Below are 745 nucleotides of genomic sequence, written 5' to 3'. Positions count from 1 at the left end.
TGACGCCGGGTGTCCCGGTCCGCCAACCGGCCAGGACCGTGCTCCGGCCCCCCGTTCAGCCCCGCGTTCGCGTTGACGCTCATGTGATGCTCACCTTCCTCATGCCGGCCCTCCTCGCGAAGAGCCGGCCGGCCGGGGCCAGGGCCGCGATCAGGAGGGACGTGGTGACGGCTCCGGTGCGGGCGGTGAGGGCCGCCTGGAGCGGGACCGTGGCGCGGATGCCGCCGCCGACGGCGCGTTGGGTGAGCGGAGGCGAGGGGTTGAGCGCGGCATGGAAGTAGGGGCGGGCGGCCGTGGCCGCGTAGGCGGCGCCCAGGGCGGTGGCGAGGACGCCGGCCGGGGTGGAGCCCGGCAGGCCGGGGGCGGCTGCTGCCCGCCGGCCTGCCGGGAGTCGCGTGCGGCGGTGGGTGACCAACCGCGTCAGGACGCCCGTCGTCGCGAGGGCCGCCAGCGGGGCCAGGACCGAACCGCCGGTGGTCTCCCGGCGGGAGACAGCCGTGACCGCGAGGGTGTGCGTGCCGAGCAGCGCGGCGGAGGGCAGCGCGGCACGGGTGCCGCCGCCGGTGGCCGCGGCGCCAAGCAGCAGGTCCAGGCCGCGGGCGGCGGCCATGGCCGCGGGACCGGCGGGCGTGTGCTTCAGGGCGAGGTCGTAGGCCCAGACGGTCGCCGCCAGGGGCGCGGCCACCGCGAGGGCGGGCCGCCCCGCACCGGCGGCGAGCGCCAGCCCGGCGCCGGTGAGGACACC

Annotated in this window: 1 protein-coding gene; it reads right to left on the bottom strand. The window is 79.3% G+C overall.

Translation table 11 applies throughout. The annotated features are described in order from the left end of the window. Positions 1–79 precede the first annotated feature (79 nt). Positions 80–745: UbiA prenyltransferase family protein (locus GTW67_RS20070; protein ID WP_524539798.1), on the bottom strand; the 666-nt coding region annotated here is incomplete at its 5' end.

Origin of the sequence: Streptomyces sp. SID5910 (assembly GCF_009862125.1) — a bacterium.
Lineage (GTDB): Bacteria > Actinomycetota > Actinomycetes > Streptomycetales > Streptomycetaceae > Streptomyces.
The sequence above is the reverse complement of the archived record's forward strand: the minus strand, read 5'-3'. Positions and strand labels throughout refer to the sequence as shown.